The 17,683-nt window shown below is 67.8% G+C and carries 16 protein-coding genes; 10 read left to right on the top strand and 6 right to left on the bottom strand.

Annotated elements, in window-relative coordinates; all coding sequences use genetic code 11:
- Positions 1-511 precede the first annotated feature (511 nt).
- Complete coding sequence (locus ACAD63_RS05115) at positions 512-2,419, top strand: DEAD/DEAH box helicase (protein WP_434033522.1); 1,908 nt, start codon at positions 512-514, stop codon at positions 2,417-2,419.
- Positions 2,420-2,502: 83 nt separating this feature from the next.
- Here ACAD63_RS05115 and ACAD63_RS05110 read toward each other — a convergent pair whose 3' ends face one another.
- Both ACAD63_RS05110 and egtD read right to left on the bottom strand, forming a co-directional pair.
- On the bottom strand, positions 2,503-3,762 hold the full coding sequence (locus ACAD63_RS05110; RefSeq protein ID WP_195427349.1) for an SUMF1/EgtB/PvdO family nonheme iron enzyme: 1,260 nt from the start codon (positions 3,760-3,762) through the stop codon (positions 2,503-2,505).
- A 154-nt stretch (positions 3,763-3,916) separates the two neighbouring features.
- A complete protein-coding gene (egtD, locus tag ACAD63_RS05105) occupies positions 3,917-5,020 on the bottom strand; it encodes an L-histidine N(alpha)-methyltransferase (RefSeq protein WP_195427348.1) in 1,104 nt (367 codons plus the stop codon).
- A 524-nt stretch (positions 5,021-5,544) separates the two neighbouring features.
- Here egtD and ACAD63_RS05100 point away from each other — a divergent pair.
- The 4 genes from ACAD63_RS05100 (at position 5,545) to ilvA (ending at position 9,483) form a co-directional block, all read left to right on the top strand.
- On the top strand, positions 5,545-6,249 hold the full coding sequence (locus ACAD63_RS05100; protein WP_133093064.1) for a TerC family protein: 705 nt from the start codon (positions 5,545-5,547) through the stop codon (positions 6,247-6,249).
- A 132-nt stretch (positions 6,250-6,381) separates the two neighbouring features.
- A complete protein-coding gene (locus ACAD63_RS05095) occupies positions 6,382-7,176 on the top strand; it encodes a thymidylate synthase (RefSeq protein ID WP_133093065.1) in 795 nt (264 codons plus the stop codon).
- The gene (locus ACAD63_RS05090; RefSeq protein WP_133093066.1) at positions 7,173-7,673 is read left to right on the top strand and encodes a dihydrofolate reductase; all 501 of its coding nucleotides are present in this window, start codon (positions 7,173-7,175) and stop codon (positions 7,671-7,673) included. Before ACAD63_RS05095 ends, ACAD63_RS05090 begins: the two co-directional genes overlap by 4 nt.
- A 214-nt stretch (positions 7,674-7,887) precedes the next feature.
- On the top strand, positions 7,888-9,483 hold the full coding sequence (ilvA, locus tag ACAD63_RS05085; RefSeq protein ID WP_434033521.1) for a threonine ammonia-lyase, biosynthetic: 1,596 nt from the start codon (positions 7,888-7,890) through the stop codon (positions 9,481-9,483).
- Between the two features lie 47 nt (positions 9,484-9,530).
- Here the strand turns inward: ilvA and pmbA are convergent, their stop codons facing one another.
- A complete protein-coding gene (gene pmbA, locus ACAD63_RS05080) occupies positions 9,531-10,898 on the bottom strand; it encodes a metalloprotease PmbA (RefSeq protein WP_135705614.1) in 1,368 nt (455 codons plus the stop codon).
- A gap of 66 nt (positions 10,899-10,964) precedes the next feature.
- Here pmbA and yjgA point away from each other — a divergent pair, with 66 nt between their 5' ends.
- Complete coding sequence (gene yjgA / locus ACAD63_RS05075; RefSeq protein ID WP_276609583.1) at positions 10,965-11,570, top strand: ribosome biogenesis factor YjgA; 606 nt, start codon at positions 10,965-10,967, stop codon at positions 11,568-11,570.
- The gene (mog, locus tag ACAD63_RS05070; RefSeq protein WP_135705615.1) at positions 11,567-12,214 is read left to right on the top strand and encodes a molybdopterin adenylyltransferase; all 648 of its coding nucleotides are present in this window, start codon (positions 11,567-11,569) and stop codon (positions 12,212-12,214) included. Before yjgA ends, mog begins: the two co-directional genes overlap by 4 nt.
- A 52-nt stretch (positions 12,215-12,266) precedes the next feature.
- On the opposite strand, the gene ACAD63_RS05065 is transcribed toward mog, so the two are convergent.
- On the bottom strand, positions 12,267-13,148 hold the full coding sequence (locus ACAD63_RS05065; RefSeq protein ID WP_133093071.1) for an AEC family transporter: 882 nt from the start codon (positions 13,146-13,148) through the stop codon (positions 12,267-12,269).
- 115 nt (positions 13,149-13,263) lie between these two features.
- Complete coding sequence (orn, locus tag ACAD63_RS05060) at positions 13,264-13,917, bottom strand: oligoribonuclease (RefSeq protein WP_135705617.1); 654 nt, start codon at positions 13,915-13,917, stop codon at positions 13,264-13,266.
- 96 nt (positions 13,918-14,013) lie between these two features.
- Between orn and ACAD63_RS05055 the strand changes: the two genes are divergently transcribed.
- The 3 genes from ACAD63_RS05055 to ACAD63_RS05045 are packed head-to-tail and all read left to right on the top strand — an operon-like array spanning position 14,014 to position 16,603.
- Entirely contained in the window at positions 14,014-15,261 is a 1,248-nt protein-coding gene (locus tag ACAD63_RS05055) for a M48 family metallopeptidase (RefSeq protein WP_434033520.1), read from the top strand.
- Positions 15,258-16,265 carry a ribosome small subunit-dependent GTPase A gene (gene rsgA / locus ACAD63_RS05050; RefSeq protein ID WP_135705619.1) on the top strand — a complete coding sequence of 336 codons (1,008 nt, stop codon included), beginning with the start codon at positions 15,258-15,260 and terminating at the stop codon, positions 16,263-16,265. The genes ACAD63_RS05055 and rsgA overlap by 4 nt, the downstream gene beginning before the upstream one ends.
- Positions 16,266-16,297: 32 nt before the next feature.
- The gene (locus ACAD63_RS05045; RefSeq protein WP_133093075.1) at positions 16,298-16,603 is read left to right on the top strand and encodes a putative signal transducing protein; all 306 of its coding nucleotides are present in this window, start codon (positions 16,298-16,300) and stop codon (positions 16,601-16,603) included.
- Between the two features lie 33 nt (positions 16,604-16,636).
- Here the strand turns inward: ACAD63_RS05045 and ACAD63_RS05040 are convergent, their stop codons facing one another.
- Positions 16,637-17,629: a CobD/CbiB family protein gene (locus tag ACAD63_RS05040; RefSeq protein ID WP_133093076.1), complete on the bottom strand. Its 993-nt coding sequence runs from the start codon at positions 17,627-17,629 to the stop codon at positions 16,637-16,639.
- Between the last annotated feature and the right edge of the window lie 54 nt (positions 17,630-17,683).

The following is a 17,683-nucleotide window of genomic DNA, read 5'->3' as shown; positions in this document are numbered from 1 at the left end:
CCCGGCCGGCGCCTGCGGCGCGCCAGGGTGTCGCCAGCGGCGCATGCAGGTGACGCCAGGCTGACATATCTGGTTACGTTTTCGCAGTGCAACAAAATTTTCTCACTCTGCTATAATCCGCGCCGTGAGTTTCGCAACTGTGAGATCCGCCAACCGCCCGGCACCGGCTTCACCTCAATGCCGCGGCGAATCCGCTGCCCTCCCAAGCTCTGTTTCCTCGCTGCCGGACGCCTAGTTGTTGTTTGCGCCAGCCGCCCAGCAGAACGCACCGCTCACCTGACGTCGCCTCGTCTCCGATCCTGTTGAACAGCCTGAAACCTGAGCTGTTTGCCTGCCAGGGACATGGCCGGACCGCCCAGCGGAACCAGCCAACGCCCTGCCTGCCGCCGTACTGCCAGCTGTGTCTGTCGTAACGGCCTCACCGATTGGCGCCGAAGCCTTTTTAAGACTTTGCACTGCGCCCACCCCATTCTGCGTTCGGGGTGCCATGCATTTATTTGATCATTACGACATGACCCAGCACGACATTCGTGCGGAGCAAGCTATTGCCTCCGCGACCGACGCTTCGATCACTTCCGACGCTGCCCAGATTATCGAGAGCCCGCTCGACAAGCTCGACGCCATGCTCAACGGCAGCCCGGCAGCCGAAGCCCAGGCCGCCACTGAAACCGCTGCGACCGAAAGCGGCTTTGCCAAGCTTGGCCTCGACGCGGCCATCCTGCGCGCGCTTTCCGAACTGAACTACAACACGCCGACTCCGGTGCAGGCCCAGGCCATTCCCGCCTTCCTGGCCGGCCGCGACCTGCTGGTGTCGAGCCAGACCGGCTCGGGCAAGACCGCCGCATTCATGCTGCCGGCGATCCAGCGCATCAGTGAAATGCCGGCGCCGCAGCGCTCGACTGAACCCGCCAAGCGCATGAAGGGCAAGCGCCCCCGTCCGTCGCCGGCCCAGCCCGCGCTGCTGGTGCTGACCCCGACGCGCGAACTGGCGCTGCAGGTGACCGAAGCCGCCGCCAAGTACGGCCGCAACCTGCGCCGCATCGTCTGCGCCAGCATCCTGGGCGGCATGCCCTACCCCAAGCAGCTGGCCGCGCTGTCCAAGATGCCTGACATCCTGGTGGCGACGCCGGGCCGCCTGCTCGACCATATCGACGCCGGCCGCATCGACCTGTCGGCACTGCAGATGCTGGTGTTCGACGAGGCCGACCGCATGCTCGACATGGGCTTTGCCGACGACATCGACGCCATCGTCAACGCCACGCCGGCTTCTCGCCAGACGCTGATGTTCTCGGCCACGCTGGATGCGCGCATCGCCCAGCTCGCCTCGCGCCAGCTGAAGGATCCGCAACGCATCGAGATCGCCGCGGCCCGCGCCGACCAGAGCCATATCGAGCAGCGCCTGCACTACACCGACGACATGTCGCACAAGGAGCGCCTGCTTGACCACCTGCTGCGCGATGTCGGCCTGAAGCAGGCCATCGTCTTCACCGCGACCAAGCGCGATGCCGACTCGCTGGCCGAGCGCCTGTCCGACACCGGCTTTGCCGCCGGCGCGCTGCACGGCGACATGACCCAGGGCGCGCGCAACCGCACGCTGACGGCCCTGCGCCGCGGCAACCTGCGCATCCTGGTGGCCACCGACGTGGCCGCACGCGGCATCGACGTGCCCGACATCACCCACGTGGTGAACTTCGACCTGCCCAAGCAGGCCGAGGACTACGTGCACCGCATCGGCCGCACCGGCCGCGCGGGCCGCTCGGGCATCGCCATCAACCTGGTCAACCACGGCGACGTGTTCCAGTGGCGCCGCATCGAGCGCTTTACCAACCAGCGCGTCGACGCTTCGGTGATCGAAGGCCTGGAGCCGCGCCGCCAGCCCAAGCCGCGCTCGAACTTCGGCGGCAAGCCGGGCGGCCGTGGTGATTTCCGTGGCAATGGCGGCGGCTACCGTGGCGGCGAACGCAGCTTCGGTGACCGCAAGTTCGGCGGCAACGGCGGCGAGCGCAGCTTTGGCGACCGCAAGTTCGGCGGCGAAAGCCGCGGCTTCGGCAACCGCACGGAAGGCGCGCGCCCGTTCGGCGACGACAACCGCGGCGGCTTCGGCAACCGTGAAGGCGGCTACCGTGGCCAGGGCGGCACCGCCGGCAATGGTGGCTATCGTGGCGCCAACGACGGCGCTCGCGGCTTCGGCAACCGCGAAGGCGGCCGCAGCTTCGGCGATGACAACCGCGGCGGCTTCGGCAACCGCGATGGCGCCCGCAGCTTCGGCGACGACAACCGCAACGGCGGCGGCTACCGCGGCAACGGCGAAGGCCGCAGCTTCGGCAACCGTGACGGCAACCGCGGCTTTGGCGGCGGTTATGGTGGCAACGGTGGCAATGGCGGCAACCGCAACAGCCGCTCGCGCTACGAGCGTTGATGGGCCGGTGCGCTGAGCGCACCTTGCCACCGGCAGCAAAAAGGGCACCCGAGGGTGCCCTTTTTGCATGCGCGCGAAAGACGCTACAGCGCGCAGGTCCGGAAGCCGACGAACGCCAGGTCATCCTCCGGCAGCAGCGCCCAGCGCGCCCGCGCATGGCGCAGCCGCGACGGGCTGGCGAACGATACGCCGCGCACCGCCTGGTGCGTGCTGAAGCGGCCGACAAACTCGCCGTCCGACGGCGCCGCGTTGAAGCCCGCGTAAGGCTCGTACGGCGTCGCCGTCCACTCGCGCAACGCGCCCCATTGCAGCCCGCGGTTCTGCGTGGCTGCCAGCTCCCATTCCGATTCCGCCGGCAGGCGCCGGCCGGCCCACACACACCACGCCTGTGCTTCGAACAGCGTCACGTGGCGCACCGCTTCGTCGGGATTGAGCGTGCGCAGCGTGCCGAAGCGCTCCACCATCCATTGGCGCGAGTCCGGATGGCGTGACCAGTAGCGCGGGGACGAGCGCTCCTGCGTCATCAGCCACTGGCGGCCCGACGCCGACCACCACGCGGGCCGCTCGTAGCCGCCGTCTTCGATGAATTCCAGGAACTGCGCGTTGCTGACCGGCGCGACATCCATCTCGAAGGCCGGCACATAGGTCGGTTGCGGCGGCAGTTCGTCGGGCCACGCAAAGCCGTCCGCCTCGCTCCAGCCCAGCGTGAAGCGCCCGCCCGGGAACTGCAGCGTGCCGCCCTGCCCGGCTGGCCGGGCAAGGCCCGTGGCGGGCGCCGATTCCGCGGGCGCCATGCCCAGCGCCTGCAGCAGCGCGGCCAGCCCCTCGCCCTGCCCATCTTCATGGAACAGCGCGCGGCGGTACGGGTACAGGGTCAGGTCGCTGTCGCCGGGCAGCAATGCCACCCGGCGCAGCAAGCCGTCGAGCACATCGGCGGCATAGCGCTTGACCACGGCCACGTCGGGCAGCGTGACTTCCCAGCGCTCGTCCGGGCCGATACGGTCGGGATCGAACCATTCGTCGGCGCCGTCGAGCAGCGAGGGCTCGGACGCCACCGGCACCGGCACGCCGCCGCGGTCTACCTGGCGCACGCCGCGCAGGCACCACCACTCCGCATGCCAGGCAACATGGCCCAGTGTCCATAGCGGCGGGTCGGCGTCATACTGGCGCGGCACGTCCCAGGCGCGGCGGGTCTGGCCGAACGGTGCCAGCCATGCCAGCGTGCGGTTGCGCGTCTCGACCAGCGCCTGCGCCAGGCCTTCGCGCGGCAGCCGGCGCGGGTCGGACCAGGCCGCCTTGCCGCCGGTGAAATAGAGATCGGGAAGCATGGGAAAGCCGCTCATCGACAAGTCCGCGCAGTTCGCAGTTAGATGGAGTGGGGAGGCAATGGCCGCACCGGCGTGCAGCCTGCAGCGCACGCCGGTGCGGCCATTATGACACCACCTGCCGGCCCTGCCCGGAGCAGCCCGGCGGCAACCCGGGGCAGGGCCGGCAGGCTCAGCCGCGCGCGTGGAACACCGCGAACCAGCCGCGCGGATCGGTCCAGCAGACCGGGTCCTCAAACCCGGCCGCTTCGAGCAGCAGCGCGAAATCGTCAGGCTTGTACTTGTACGAATCCTCGGTGTGGATGCGCTCGCCCGCGCCGAACTCGCGCGCGCCGCCCTCCCACTGCACGCGCACGTCGCGGCATGCCGCCAGGTGCATCTGGATGCGCGACGCCTCGCGGTCGAAGCTGGCCACGTGGCGCCAGTCTGCCAGCACGAAGTCGGTGCCGACGATCCGGTTCACGTTGCGCAGCATATTGCGGTTGAAGGCAGCGGTGACGCCCAGCGCATCGTCGTAGGCGGACACCAGCGCCGCCTCATCCTTGTGCAGGTCGACGCCGATGAGCACGCCATCGCCGCGCCCTGCCGCGCCGCGCAGCCGCTGCAATAGCGCCAGCGCTTCCATCGGGGAGAAATTGCCGATGCTCGAGCCCGGGTAGAAAAACAGCCGCCTGCCGCGCCTGACATTGCGCGGCAGGTCGAACGGCGAGCACAGGTCGGCGCCCAGCCCCAGCATCGGGATGGCGGGATGTTGCTGCTGCAGCGCCGACAGCGTCGTGCGCAGGAAATCGACCGAGATATCGAGGGCCACGTACTGTGCCGGCCGCAGGCTGCCGAACAGGCGCGCGGCCTTCTCGCAATTGCCGGCGCCCAGGTCCACCAGCACGCAGCCGCTGCCGGCGCGTGCCGCGATGGCGGGGGCGGCGCTGGCAAAGATCGCTGCCTCGGTGCGTGTCGGATAGTACTCGGGCAGGTCGGTGATCGCCTCGAACAGGCGCGAGCCCAGCACGTCGTAGAAGAACTTGGGACTGATCGCGGCCGGCTCGGCGCACAGCCCGGCCAGCACTTGCCGGCGCAGGGCGCCGCTGTCCTCGCAATACTGCTGCACGAACTCGGGCTGTGGCGGCGGGCGGTGGGCGTGGCCGTCGGCCAGGGCGACCAGCGCGGGTTGGGCGCCGGGCGCCGGCGAGACGGCATGGCCGTTGTGGTGGTTGCGGGGAGTGGTCTGCTGGGTGTGCTGGGAAGGGGCGTTCGGCGGGTTCGGGACAGCCGGCATGACGTTTCCTTGTGTGGTCGCGAATGGTCACTGCTTCACTGCGTATTCCCCAAGGTCGCGCTGTGCATGTCGTGCGCGCCGGTCTCCGCAACCCGCTCCTGTGCTGTCCGGCGCGCATCGGGCGGAACCGAGCTTCAAGGATAGGTGCATCCGGCGGATTGCGCACCGTTGCATGCCGGGAGGGGCACGATGCAGCACCCACCGCAACTTGAGTCGGTATCTCCCCTAATGCGCCACACCGGCAACAGTTCGTTTATAATGCCGCCCAGCGCGGCCTCCGTGGCCCGCGACCCTCAAAGGGGAGTAGCTCCGGGGCTGATGCCCTTAGCACAATCGTCATTCCGGGACTTCGTCTCCGGTTGTGCTGACCACCGGTGCGCATACCGCGCTTGTGGTCGAGCAAGACCTTTGCAACCTGGACTTCATGGTTTGCAAAGGCGCCCCCATGCCCCGTGCTCCGCGAATCCAGGCGAACCAACGTTAAGCGTGCGCGTTTGCGCTGTTTTGTACCCTGAGGAGAGTTCATGGAGTGGTTTACCGATCTGTTCACGATGCAGTTCCTAACGGCGCTGCTGTCGATCGTCGTCATTGACCTGGTGCTGGCCGGCGACAATGCCATCGTGATCGCACTGGCGGCACGCAACCTGCCCCCGCACCTGCAAAAGAAGGCCATCATCTGGGGCACCATCGGTGCCGTGGTGGTGCGTTCGGCCATGACGATCGGCGTGGTCTGGCTGCTGAAGATCCCCGGGCTGCTGCTGGTCGGTGGCCTGGCGCTGGTGTGGATCGCCTACAAGCTGCTCTCCGACGAAGGCGGTGAAGAAGGGCACGGCTCGGGCGCCGCGACCCTGTGGGGCGCGATGAAGACCATCATCATCGCCGATGCGGTGATGGGCGTGGACAACGTGCTGGCCGTGGCCGGCGCCGCGCACGGCAGCTTCCTGCTGGTGGTGCTGGGCCTGCTGATCAGCATCCCCATCGTGGTGTGGGGCTCGAGCCTGGTGCTCAAGCTGATGTCGCGCTTCCCGGCCATCATCTACGTGGGCGCGGGCGTGCTGGCGTTCACGGCGGTCAAGATGATCGTGCACGAGCCGCTGGTCAAGGCCTTCTTCGAGGCCAACCCGGTAGTCAACTGGGGCCTGTACGTGCTGATCATCGGCGGCGTGCTGGGTGCCGGCTACCTGGTGCAGAAGCGCCGCGACCAGCAGGAACCGGCTGGCAGCCACTAAGGCTTGCCGCCGTGCCGGGGCAGCCGCCCCGGCCCGCTGACGGAAGGGCCGCCCGGAAGGGTGGCCCTTCTTGCTTTAAAATGCCTGCTTTGCGGGTCCCAGCGCCCGCGTCACATCCCCTGCCCCGCGCCGATGAAACAGTATCTCGACTTCATGCGCCATGTGTACGAGCATGGCACCGACAAGGCCGACCGCACCGGCACCGGCACGCGCTCGGTGTTCGGCTACCAGATGCGCTTCGACCTGCGCGAAGGCTTCCCGGTGGTGACCACCAAGAAGCTGCACCTGAAGTCCATCATCCTGGAACTGCTGTGGTTCCTGCAGGGCTCGACCAACGTGCGCTGGCTGCAGGAAAACGGCGTCAGCATCTGGGACGAATGGGCCGACGAGAACGGCGAACTGGGCCCGGTGTACGGCTCGCAGTGGCGCTCGTGGCCGGCGCCGGATGGCCGCCATATCGACCAGATCACCGACCTGATGGCGCAGATCCGCGCCAACCCGGACTCGCGCCGGCTGATCGTGTCGGCCTGGAACGTGGCCGATATCCCGCGCATGAAGCTGCCGCCCTGCCACGCGTTCTTCCAGTTCTACGTGGCCGACGGCAAGCTGTCGTGCCAGCTGTACCAGCGCAGCGCCGATATTTTCCTGGGCGTGCCCTTCAATATCGCCAGCTATGCGCTGCTGACGCACATGATCGCGCAGCAGGCCGGGCTGGAAGTGGGCGACTTTATCTGGACCGGCGGCGACTGCCACATCTACAACAACCACTTCGAGCAGGTGCAGACCCAGCTGGCGCGTGAGCCACTGCCGCTGCCGCGACTGAAGATCGTGCGCAAGCCCGACAGCATCTTCGACTACCGCTACGAAGACTTCGAACTGGACGGCTACCAGTCGCATGCCGCCATCAAGGCACCGGTGGCCGTATGACGATCCTGACGCTGGTAGTCGCCAAGGCCCGCAACGGCACCATCGGCCGCGACAACACGCTGCCGTGGCGCCTGCCCGAAGACCTGGCGCATTTCAAGCGCACCACCATGGGCGCGCCCGTGATCATGGGCCGCAAGACCTGGGACTCGATCGGCCGCCCGCTGCCGGGCCGGCGCAATATCGTGGTCAGCCGCAACCCGGACCTGCGCATCGAAGGCGCCGAGGTGGCAACGTCGCTGGAAGACGCGCAGCGCCTGTGCGTGGGCGTCGACCAGATCTTCCTGATCGGCGGCGCGCAGCTGTATGCCGAGGCGATGCCGAGCGCCGACCGGCTGGTCGTGACCGAAATCGATGCCGACGTGGAAGGCGACGCCTTCTTCCCGCCGATCGACCGCACGCAATGGCTGGAAACCGCGCGCGAGACGCATCATTCCGAGGCCAACGGCTTCGACTATGCGTTCGTCACCTACGATCGGCCGCCTTCGGAAGAGTCCTGAGCCGATGCCGGCGGCATTGACAAATCCCGCCGCATCGCCCAAAGTCTGCCCCATGGACCGCCGTCACCTCCCCATCGCGCGAATTATTCGCACCATTCTCCGAATGGTGGGTTAGCGCGCGTCCAGAACCAGATTTCCGCAAACACCCGCCCTGCAGGCGGGTGTTTTGTTTTCCGGCTCCAGGGCAATCGACAACGAATCCCGGAGCCACTCCATGCAAGCCACTGCCGAAGCGACCACCGAAGTCGCCACCGAAGTCGCCACCTCCGCCGCATCCGACCATCACGCCTACCTGAAGCGCATCCTGACCGCGCGCGTCTACGATGTGGCGCGCGAGACGGAGCTGGACTTTGCCAGGCACCTGTCCGCGCGGCTGCACAACCAGGTCTACCTCAAGCGCGAAGACACCCAGCCGGTGTTCTCGTTCAAGCTGCGCGGCGCCTACAACAAGATGGCGCAGCTGAGCCCCGAAGCGCTGCGGCGCGGCGTCATCACCGCCTCGGCCGGCAACCATGCGCAAGGCGTGGCGCTGTCCGCGGCGCGGCTCGGCGTGCGCGCGCTGATCGTAGTGCCGACCACGGCGCCGCAGGTCAAGGTCGACGCAGCGCGCGCGCACGGCGGGCCCACCGTCGAGGTGGTGCAGGCCGGCGACTCCTATACCGACGCCTACCGTCATGCGATGCAGCTGCAGGCCGAGCACGGACTGACTTTCATCCCGGCATTCGATGACCCCGATGTCATCGCCGGCCAGGGAACCGTCGCGGCGGAAATCCTCAACGCGCACCGCGGCCCGATCCACGCGATCTTCGTGCCGATCGGCGGCGGCAGCCTCGCCGCGGGCGTGGCCACCTACGTCAAGGCGGTGCGGCCGGAGATCAGGGTCATCGGCGTGCAGACGGACGACTCGTGCGCGATGGCGCAATCGGTGCGCGCAGGGCGGCGCGTCGAGCTGGAGGAAGTGGGACTGTTCTCGGACGGCACCGCGGTCAAGCTGGTCGGCGAAGAGACCTTCAGGCTGTGCCGGCGCTATCTGGACGAGATCGTCACCGTCGACACCGACGCGCTGTGCGCGGCGATCAAGGATGTGTTCGAGGACACCCGCAGCGTGCTGGAACCCGCCGGCGCGCTGGCGGTGGCAGCGGCCAAGCAGTATGCGATGCGCGAGGGCCTGCGCAACCAGACGCTGGTGGCGGTGACCTCCGGGGCCAATATCAACTTCGAGCGCATGCGTTTCGTCGCGGATCGCGCCGAACTGGGCAATGCGCGCGAAGCCATGTTCGGCGTGACGCTGCCCGAAACCTGCGGCGCGTTCCGGCGCCTGTGCGCCCGCGTGGGCCACAGGCAGATCAGCGAGTTCACCTACCGGATTGCCGATGCGCAGACCGCGCACGTCTTTGTCGGCATGCAACTGCGCACGGCCGGCGAGGCGACGGAGATCCTCGACACGCTGCACGCCGACGGCTTCCCGGCGATCGACCTGACCGCCGACGAGGTGGCCAAGGAGCACGTGCGGCATATGATCGGCGGCCGCTCGCCGCTGGCGCGCGGCGAGCGCCTGTTCCGCTTTCAATTCCCCGAGAAGCCGGGGGCATTGATGGCCTTCCTGTCGGCGCTGGCGCCGGACTGGAACATCAGCCTGTTCCACTACCGCAACCAGGGCGGCGATACGGGATCGGTGCTGGCCGGCATTCAGGTGACCGACGAGGTGACCGACGGCCAGGTGCAGGCTTTCCGCGAGCGGCTGGCCACGCTGGGCTATCCGTGGCAGGAAGTCAGCGACAACCCGGCGTACCGCATGTTCCTCGCGTAAACGCAAGCGAGCCGCCCGCAGGCGGCTCGCCAGTCGGTCAGTGCCGATCAGTTGCCGGCGATGGTCATCTGCTCGATCAGGATCGAGCCGGTTTCCTTGGTGCCGCGGATCAGCGAATCGGCGCCGATCGCAACGATCTGCCGGAACATCTCGGCCATATTGCCGGCAATGGTGATTTCTTCCACCGGGTACTGGATCACGCCGTTCTCGACCCAGTAGCCCGACGCGCCGCGCGAATAATCGCCGGTGACGTAGTTGACGCCCTGCCCCATCAGTTCGGTCACGAGCAGGCCGGTGCCGAGCTTGCGCAGCATCGCCGGGAAGTCGTCGCCAGGCTCGGTCAGGTTGCTGTGCAGCGTCAGGTTGTGCGAGCCGCCGGCGTTGCCGGTGGTCTTCATGCCGAGCTTGCGCGCAGAATAGGTCGACAGGAAGTAGCCCTGCACCACGCCGTCGCGCACCACGTCGCGCTCGCGCGTGCGCACGCCTTCTTCGTCGAACGGGGCGCTGCCCATCGCGCCCGGGGTGTGCGGCTGCTCGTGGATCTGCACGTGCGGCGCGAACACGGCCTTGCCCAGCGTATCGCACAGGAAGGTGGACTTGCGGTACAGCGCCCCGCCCGACACCGCCTGCACGAAGGCGCCCAGCAGGCCGGCGGCCAGCGGCGCCTCGAACAGCACCGGGCAGCGGCGCGTGGACAGCTTGCGCGCCTGCAGCCGCGCCAGCGCGCGCTCGGCGGCGTAGCGGCCGATGTCCTCGGGGTTGGCCAGTGCCAGCGGCGCGCGCTTGGACGAGTACCAGTCATCGCGCTGCATGCCGCTGCCGCTGCCGGCGATCGGCGCGCACGAGATGAAATGGCGCGAATACGGATAGCCGCCCGAGAAACCGCGCGTGGTCGCCAGCACGAACTGCGAATGCTGTGCCGACACGCTGGCGCCGTCGCTGTTGCGGATACGCGGCGACACCGCGAAGGCGGCGGCCTCGGCGCGGGTGGCGATGTCGATGGCGGCCTCGGCATCGATGGTCCACGGATGGAACAGGTCCAGGTCCTGCGGCGAGCGCTCCAGCAGCTCTTCCTCGGCCAGGCCCGCACACTCGTCTTCCGCGGTGAAGCGGGCGATGTTGTAGGCTGCCTCGGCAGTGGCGCGCAGCGCGGCCGGCGAGAAGTCCGAGGTGCTGGCATTGCCGCGGCGCTTGCCGATCATGACCGTGACGCCGACCACCTTGTCGCGGTTCTGCTCGATCGTTTCCACCTGCCCCTTGCGCACCGATACGGACAGGCCGCTGCCTTCGGAGATCTCCGTGGCGGCGTCCGTTGCGCCCAGCTCGCGTGCCACACGCAGCACATCGGCGGCCATCTCGCTGAGCTGGGCCTGGGTGTAGGTGAAATGCGCGGTCTGTTCTGCGATCTGGTCCATGGGGGATCCGTGCCTGGGGGTCATCAAAAGTCCAAGCGGGAATCATAGCAAGATAAAATGCCGGTCATGACGCGAAATTCCCGTAATTCCCAAGGCTCGCGCTTCCCCGGCGCGTTTTCGCCGGAGCCCGAAGACGACGAACCGAAAAGCAAGTCGCAGCGCAAGCGCGACATGACCGCCCTGCAGGACCTTGGCGCCGAGCTGGAAGCGCTGCCCAAGGACCGGCTGGCGCGCGTGCCCATGCCCGAGTCGCTGGCCGACGCCATCCACGAGGCCCGCCGCATCACCAGCCATGAAGGCAAGCGCCGCCAGATGCAGTTCGTGGGCAAGGTCATGCGCGGCCTGGACGACGACGAGGTCGATGCGATCCGCGCCGCGCTGGAAGGCTTCAAGGGCACCAGCAAGGCCGAGACCGCCCGCATGCACCTGATCGAGCGCTGGCGCGAGCTGCTGCTGGCCGACGACGCGGCGCTGACGCGCTTCCTCGGCGAGCACCCGGTCGCCGACGTGCAGTCGCTGCGCAACATCATCCGCAACGCACGCAAGGAGAAGGAGCAGGCCAAGCCGCCGCGCTACTTCCGCGAACTGTTCCAGGCCATCAAGGCAGCGCTCGACGCCAAGGACGGCGCTGCCTCCACCGACGCAGCCCCTTCACCGGAGCCCGAGGCATGACCCAGACCACGCAGTCGACGCAGCCGGTATCCCGCAACCATCCCGACGAACTCGTCGTCGGCTTTGTCTCGGTCTCGGACCGCGCCTCGGCCGGTACCTACCAGGATGAAGGCATCCCGGCGCTGCGCGAGTGGTTCGGCCGCACGATGACCTCGCCGTGGCAGGCGGTGGAGCGGCTGATCCCGGATGAGCAGGCGCAGATCTCGCGCACGCTGATCGAGCTGGTGGATGTGGCCGGCTGCGACCTGGTGCTGACCACCGGCGGCACCGGCCCGGCGCGGCGCGATGTCACGCCGGAGGCCACGCTGGCCGTGGCGACCAAGGAAATGCCGGGCTTCGGCGAGCAGATGCGGCAAGTAAGCCTGCACTTCGTGCCGACCGCGATCCTGTCGCGCCAGGTGGCGGTGATCCGCGAGACCGCCAGCCGCGCCGCGCTGATCATCAACCTGCCCGGCCAGCCGCGCGCCATCCGCGAGACGCTGGAAGGCCTGCGCGATGCCGACGGCAAGCCGGTGGTGCAAGGCATCTTTGCCGCGGTGCCGTATTGCATCGACCTGATCGGCGGGCCTTACATGGAAACCGACGAGGCCGTGGTCAAGGCCTGGCGGCCGAAGAACGCGGTGCGCGCCAAGCCTGCTGCGTAAGTCACACCCCAACCGCGCCGCCGGCGCCTGCCGGCGGCAGCCATCCCGCGCCTCAGCGCAATCCCAGGTACAACCCCAGCGGCACGAACACCACCGCGGCAATATTGCCGAGCAGCACGATCGACGCGACCTGGTCGGGCTCCTGCCGGAAATGGTCGGCGATCAGGAAGTTCAGCACCGCCGGCGGCAGCGCCGCGAAAACGAACAGCAGCCCGCGCTGCAGTTCCGTCAGCGGCACCCACTGCGCCAGCAGCAGCGCCACCGCGACGCCGGTCAGCGGGCACGCCACCGCGCCCACCACGCCCATGCCCCAGTTGCGCAGGCTCACGTCCTTCATGCGCACGCCCAGCGCGAACAGCATCAGCGGCACAGTGGCATCGCCCAGCAGCTTGACCGACTGGTAGACCGGGTCCGGCAAGGTGAACCAGGGCCGCGCCAGCGACAGCCCGACACCGGCCACCGTGGCCAGCACCATCGGGTTGCGCGCGATCTGTGCCATCGACGCATGCCGGTTGACGATCTTCAGGCCGAGGGTGAAGTGCATCAGGTTCGACGCCGCGAACAGCGCCACCGCCGGAGCCAGCCCGGCGTGGCCGAAGGCAAAGACCGACAGCGGCAAGCCCATGTTGCCGCAGTTGTTGAACATCATCGGCGGCACGAAGGTACGCGGATCGACCTTGAGCAGCCGCGCCACCGCCCACGCCAGCACGCCCGAACCGAGCACCACCGCCACCGCACAGACCAGCAGCGCCAGCTGGTCTGCCAGCACGAAGTCCTTGCTGACAAAAGCCGACACCACCAGCAGCGGCGCGATCACATCGAGGGTGGCGCGATTGATCCCGGCCATGTCCGGGTGGGCCTTGCGCCCGTACAGCCACCCGACCAGGATGATCAGGATGACCGGCGTGATGATGGATACGATGCGCTCGAACATGGCAGGCTCGACGGGAGGTGCCCGGGAGGGCAGCGCGCGCCCCGTCGGTGGTGGTTGGTTGTTGTTGTCGGAGGCCGCGAAGCCGGCTTATTAGCGCCGGCTTATTAGCGTCGGCTTATTGCGCCGGGGTGTCGGCAGCCGGAGTATCAGCAGCCGGAGTAGCGGCGGCCGGAGTAGCGGCGGCCGGTGCGCCCGGCGGCGTGTGACGGATAAAGTGCGTGCGGTAGTAGCGCAGCTCTTCCACCGATTCCAGGATGTCGGCCAGCGCCGTGTGCAGCTGGCGCTTGACGAAGCCCTTGTGGATGACCGGCTCCCAGCGCTTGCACAGCTCCTTGAGCGTGGACACGTCCAGGTTGCGGTAGTGGAAGAACGCCTCCAGCTTGGGCATGTAGCGCGCCATGAAGCGGCGGTCCTGGCAGATCGAGTTGCCGCACATCGGCGACTTGCCGGCCGGCACCCAGCGCTTGAGGAAGGCCAGCAGCTCGGCCTCGGCCTGCTCCTCGGTCAGCGTGGACGCCTTGACCTTGTCGATCAGGCCGGAGCGGCCGTGGGTGCCCTTGTTCCAGTTGTCCATGCCGTCGAGCACGGCGTCGCTCTGGTGGATCACCAGCACCGGGCCTTCGGCCAGGATATTGAGCTCGGAGTCGGTAATGACGATCGCCACTTCGATAATGCGGTCGGTATCCGGCTGCAAGCCGGTCATTTCCATATCGAGCCAGATCAGGTTGTGTTCGCTCTTGACGGATTTGGCGGTGGCGTGGGTGGTCATCGGGACTGCTGAGAAAGGGATTTGGGGAAGCGTCGGCGGCGGAGGCGGACGCGAACAACTTATAATTCTCGCATATCCGTTCCAAGGCTCTTGCCGATGTTCACCTTTGTCTTCCTCGCCGCGCTGGTGCTGATGGTGCTGACCAAGCTCTGGCTGGCCGCGCGCCAGGTGCGCCATGTGGCACAGCACCGCAACGCGGTGCCGGCGCGGTTTGCCGACACCATCTCGCTCGCCTCGCACCAGAAGGCGGCCGACTACACCGTCGCCCGCACCCGGCTGTCGATGCTTGAAGTGCTGGCAGGCGCCGCGGTGCTGATCGGCTTCACCATGCTGGGCGGGCTGCAGTGGCTCAACCAGTTCTGGCTGGAGACCTTCGGCCCGGGCTATGCGTATGGCGTGGCGCTGGTCGCCAGCGTGGCGGTGATCGGGGGGCTGGTCGACCTGCCCTTCGCGCTCTATGGCCAGTTCGGCATCGAGGAGCGCTTTGGCTTCAACAAGATGACCTTCGGCCTGTGGCTGGCCGACATGGTCAAGATGCTGGCGGTCGCCAGCGTGCTGGGCCTGCCGCTGCTGCTGGCGGTGCTGTGGCTGATGGAACGCGCCGGCTCGCTGTGGTGGCTGTGGACGTGGCTGGTATGGATGGGCTTCAACCTGTTCCTGCTGGTGGTGTTCCCGACCTTTATCGCGCCGCTGTTCAACAAGTTCGAGCCGCTGGCCGACGAATCGCTGCGCCAGCGCATCGAGGGCCTGATGCAGCGCTGCGGCTTTGCCAGCAAGGGCCTGTTCGTGATGGACGGCAGCAAGCGCAGCGCGCACGGCAACGCCTACTTCACCGGCTTCGGCGCGGCCAAGCGCATCGTCTTCTTCGACACGCTGCTGGCGCGCCTGTCGGGCGACGAGATCGAGGCGGTGCTGGCGCACGAACTCGGCCACTTCAAGCGCCGCCACGTGGCCAAGCGCATCGCCGTCACCTTTGCGCTGAGCCTGGTATTCCTGGCGCTGTTGGGCTGGCTGGCAACGCGCACGTGGTTCTACACGGGCCTCGGCGTGGCGCCCAACCTGGGCGTATCCAACCATGCGCTGGCACTGGTGCTGTTCTTCCTGACGCTGCCGGTGTTCACCTTCCTGCTGGGGCCGCTGTCGAGCCAGTCGTCGCGCCGCCATGAATTCGAGGCCGACGCCTTCGCCGCCGACCAGACCAACGCCGACCACCTGGTGTCGGCACTGGTGAAGCTGTACAAGGACAACGCTTCGACCCTCACGCCCGATCCGCTCTACAGCGCCTTCTACTACTCGCATCCGCCCGCCGCGCAGCGGATCGACCGGTTGCTGGCGCACGCATGAGCCGTACCTCCCGACACCGCGGCGCCGGCGGCGCCAATAATGCCGGCGCGAATGCACGCGCAAATGCAGGCACAAATGCAGGCACAAGCGCCGAGCCCGCACTGATCATCGCCGCGCACGGCCGGCACTACGTCGTCGAGCTGGCCGACGGCACGCGCATGCATGCCTTCCCGCGCGGCAAGAAGAGCGACAGCGCCGTCGGCGACCATGTCAGCGTCGAGCGCGCCGCGGCGGACCAGTGCGTGATCACCAGGGTCCAGGCGCGCAAGAACCTGCTGCACCGTTCCGACCAGTTCAAGTCCAAGCTGCTGGCGGCCAATATCGACCAGGTCATCATCGTGCTGGCGACCGAGCCGGGCTTTTCCGAAGACTTGCTGGGACGTGCGCTGGTATCGGCCGAGGCGCTGGAGATCCGGCCCCTGATCGTGCTCAACAAGACCGACCTGCCCGAGCGGCTGGACGAGGCGCGCCGGCGCCTGGCGCTGTACCGCGAGCTGGGCTATGACACGCTGGAACTGTCGGTGCGCGCCAACCCGGAACAGGCGCTGGCGGCGCTGCAACCGCGGCTGGCGGGGCTGTCCAGCATCCTGATCGGCCAGTCGGGCATGGGCAAGTCGTCGCTGCTGAACCTGCTGATTCCCGGGGTGGATGCGCAGACGCGCGAGATCTCGGCCAAGCTTGATTCCGGCAAGCACACCACCACCTTCACGCGGCTGTATCACCTGCCGGCGGACTGGGGCATGGTCGACGGGCGCCATGGTGCGCTGATCGACTCGCCCGGTTTCCAGGAATTCGGCCTGTACCACCTGAGCGAAGGCATGCTGGAACGCGCCTTCCCCGAGTTCCGTCCGCTGCTGACGGAGTGCCGCTTCTACAACTGCCACCACACCAACGAACCCGGCTGCGGCGTGCTGGCGGCAGTGGCGTCGGGAGCGATCGCCGAGCGCCGCCACCAGCTCTACGCGCAGCTGCTGCACGAGTCCAGCCAGCAGAAGCCGTGGTAAGGTGAATGCGCCTGGGTAACCGGTGAGTCGCCATGAAACTGCTGCTGTACGCCACCTCGCTGGTTCACGCCGCCCATTGCCAGAATGTGCTGCGGGCCGCCGGCATCCGGGCGGAACTACGCAACACCTGGCTGGGTGGCGCCACCGGCGAGATCCCATTCCGGGAAAGTGCGCCGCAGGTCTGGCTGCTCGATGACGACATGGAAGCGCAGGCGTGGGCAGCCCTCAATGCCGCCGCGAACCCGGTGCCAGGGCCAAGCTGGCAATGCCGCCACTGCCACGAATGGCATGAGGCGCAATTTGGCGCCTGCTGGCGCTGCGGCGCGGCGCGCGACTAGCGCCGGGCGGCCCTTTCATATACGACGCCGGTATCAGCCCACCCACAGCGCCAGCGACACCATGGCGAGCAGCAGCATCCACAGCACCACCGCACGCCATACCAGCCCGACAGCCGACTGCAGCGTGCGCACGCCTGGCTCGGCGCCGAACTCCGGCGCCGACGGCTCAGGACCGTTGTCCTCTTCCATGCCCGGCGCATAGTCCACCGCCGGGCCGACCGCGCTGGTACGCAGCACCACGGTGGAATCGTCCTCGGCCAGCGGCGTGCCCAGGCGCACGCCCAGCGCCCCGCCGCCGCTGGCGAGCAGGATGCCGTTGACCGCATCGTTCCACTTGCGCGCATGGTTGCGCCACGCATACACCGCATCCTCGAAATTGCCCACGATGGCAAAGCCGATTGCGGTCAGGCGCGAGGGGATCCAGTCGAGCAAGTAGAACGCGCGCGCGGCAAAGCGGCCCAGCGCGGGGCTGCGTTCGGTCGACGGCTCGTTCCAGTGGCGGCCGAGGTATTCCGCGACGCGGTACAGCACCACGCCGCCGGGTCCGATCGGCACCAGGAACCAGAAGAACACGCCGAACACATGCCGGTGCACGGCGATGATCGCCGCTTCCAGCGTGTGCCGCACGATCTCGGTGACAGGCATATCGACTGTGTCGATGCCGGTCCACTCATGCAGCAGCGTGCGCGCGGTATGGACGTCGTCGCGGTTCAGCGCCTCATGGATATCGGTGAAGTAGTGGCTGAACTGGCGGAAGCCCAGCGTCATGTAGAGCACCAGCACGTTCCAGGCGAGCGTCAGCGCCACGCTGATCGATGCGAGCAGGTAGTGCACCACGACCACTGCCAGCGTCAGCGGCAGCACCACGGTGAACCACGCCAGCGCCGCATCGCGGGGGCGGCCGGTATCGAAGGCATGCTCGGCGCGGTCGCCCAGCGCGCGCACGATCTCGTGGATCGGGTTGTTGCGGCCCAGGGCGCGGAACTGCTCGGCGATCAGCGCCAGGAGAATAGAAACAAAGGTCATCTTGGTACGGGTGTTCCAAGGGGGGCGCCCCGCCCGATGTGCCGGCGCAGGCGC

Source organism: Cupriavidus sp. a3 (assembly GCF_051015765.1).
Taxonomy (GTDB): domain Bacteria; phylum Pseudomonadota; class Gammaproteobacteria; order Burkholderiales; family Burkholderiaceae; genus Cupriavidus; species Cupriavidus oxalaticus_A.
This window is presented reverse-complemented; position numbering and strand designations above follow the sequence as displayed.

Excerpts from the sequence above, each read along its gene's own strand:
- egtD (WP_195427348.1), bottom strand. The coding sequence starts at position 5,020 with ATGCCGGCTGTCCCGAACCCGCCGAACGCCCCTTCCCAGCACACCCAG.
- ACAD63_RS05040 (WP_133093076.1), bottom strand. The coding sequence starts at position 17,629 with ATGACCTTTGTTTCTATTCTCCTGGCGCTGATCGCCGAGCAGTTCCGC.
- ACAD63_RS05045 (WP_133093075.1), top strand. The coding sequence starts at position 16,298 with ATGAAACTGCTGCTGTACGCCACCTCGCTGGTTCACGCCGCCCATTGC.
- mog (WP_135705615.1), top strand. The coding sequence starts at position 11,567 with ATGACCCAGACCACGCAGTCGACGCAGCCGGTATCCCGCAACCATCCC.
- orn (WP_135705617.1), bottom strand. The coding sequence starts at position 13,917 with ATGACCACCCACGCCACCGCCAAATCCGTCAAGAGCGAACACAACCTG.
- yjgA (WP_276609583.1), top strand. The coding sequence starts at position 10,965 with ATGACGCGAAATTCCCGTAATTCCCAAGGCTCGCGCTTCCCCGGCGCG.
- ACAD63_RS05115 (WP_434033522.1), top strand. The coding sequence starts at position 512 with ATGACCCAGCACGACATTCGTGCGGAGCAAGCTATTGCCTCCGCGACC.
- rsgA (WP_135705619.1), top strand. The coding sequence starts at position 15,258 with ATGAGCCGTACCTCCCGACACCGCGGCGCCGGCGGCGCCAATAATGCC.
- pmbA (WP_135705614.1), bottom strand. The coding sequence starts at position 10,898 with ATGGACCAGATCGCAGAACAGACCGCGCATTTCACCTACACCCAGGCC.
- ACAD63_RS05090 (WP_133093066.1), top strand. The coding sequence starts at position 7,173 with ATGACGATCCTGACGCTGGTAGTCGCCAAGGCCCGCAACGGCACCATC.
- ilvA (WP_434033521.1), top strand. The coding sequence starts at position 7,888 with ATGCAAGCCACTGCCGAAGCGACCACCGAAGTCGCCACCGAAGTCGCC.
- ACAD63_RS05095 (WP_133093065.1), top strand. The coding sequence starts at position 6,382 with ATGAAACAGTATCTCGACTTCATGCGCCATGTGTACGAGCATGGCACC.
- ACAD63_RS05100 (WP_133093064.1), top strand. The coding sequence starts at position 5,545 with ATGGAGTGGTTTACCGATCTGTTCACGATGCAGTTCCTAACGGCGCTG.
- ACAD63_RS05065 (WP_133093071.1), bottom strand. The coding sequence starts at position 13,148 with ATGTTCGAGCGCATCGTATCCATCATCACGCCGGTCATCCTGATCATC.
- ACAD63_RS05055 (WP_434033520.1), top strand. The coding sequence starts at position 14,014 with ATGTTCACCTTTGTCTTCCTCGCCGCGCTGGTGCTGATGGTGCTGACC.
- ACAD63_RS05110 (WP_195427349.1), bottom strand. The coding sequence starts at position 3,762 with ATGAGCGGCTTTCCCATGCTTCCCGATCTCTATTTCACCGGCGGCAAG.